This window comes from Leptospira montravelensis (assembly GCF_004770045.1).
Taxonomy (GTDB): domain Bacteria; phylum Spirochaetota; class Leptospiria; order Leptospirales; family Leptospiraceae; genus Leptospira_A; species Leptospira_A montravelensis.
On record NZ_RQFO01000006.1, the window covers coordinates 1 to 794 of the forward strand.

The 794-nt window shown below is 31.9% G+C and carries 2 protein-coding genes; both read left to right on the plus strand.

From position 1 onward, the window contains the following. The first annotated feature begins 114 nt into the window (after positions 1-114). A complete protein-coding gene (vapB, locus tag EHQ31_RS06500) occupies positions 115-345 on the plus strand; it encodes a type II toxin-antitoxin system antitoxin VapB (RefSeq protein ID WP_135575089.1) in 231 nt (76 codons plus the stop codon). Continuing rightward, entirely contained in the window at positions 342-746 is a 405-nt protein-coding gene (gene vapC / locus EHQ31_RS06505; protein ID WP_135575088.1) for a type II toxin-antitoxin system tRNA(fMet)-specific endonuclease VapC, read from the plus strand. The genes vapB and vapC overlap by 4 nt, the downstream gene beginning before the upstream one ends. Positions 747-794 lie beyond the last annotated feature (48 nt).

Consider the following 794-nt stretch of genomic DNA (forward strand, 5'->3'; position numbering starts at 1 on the left):
CTAGTTCGTTATACGACAGTCAGCAGATGTTTTCCTGAAAGTAAGAGTAATAATGAAGAAATATCTAACTATTTAGGACTTGACAAACCAAAACATATATACTGGAATATATATATGAATCGTGCTAAATTATTTAAGAACGGTGATAGCCAAGCTGTTAGACTTCCAAAAGAATTTCGATTTAAAGGAAAGGAAGTCTACATCAGAAAAGACGGGAACTGTGTCATCATATCCCCGATCGATGATGCTGTTGATAGACTATGGAAATCACTAAATGATTTTTCCGATGATTTTAACATTGAAAGAAATCAACCGAAAACTTTTGATAAGCGAAATACGATATGAATCAGTATTTGTTAGATACAAATATTTGCATTTACATCATAAATCAAAAACCTGAAGCAGTATATCAAAAATTCAAAAAGATAAGCCTAGATAACATATTCATTTCTGCAATCTCTGAATTTGAACTTAAATATGGCGTTGAAAAAAGTCAAAAATCAGAACAAAACAAAAAAACTCTTAATGAATTTCTTGGATTTCTAAACATTATCCCCTTCGACTCAGAATCTGCTTCTATAGCTGGATCAATAAGAACTAAACTAGAAAAAAAGGGAGAAATCATCGGTCCTTATGACTTACTCATTGCTTCACAAGCTATCGCAAATGATATAATACTAGTTACAAACAATGAAAAAGAATTTAAGAGAATTAAAGAACTTAAAATCGAAAACTGGATTAACTAGAATACTGACCGTCGTATAACAGCGACTAACCGCTTCGCTTCGGGACTT

Coding starts and splice junctions, on each gene's coding strand:
- vapB (WP_135575089.1), top strand. CDS start 115: ATGAATCGTGCTAAATTATTTAAGAACGGTGATAGCCAAGCTGTTAGA.
- vapC (WP_135575088.1), top strand. CDS start 342: ATGAATCAGTATTTGTTAGATACAAATATTTGCATTTACATCATAAAT.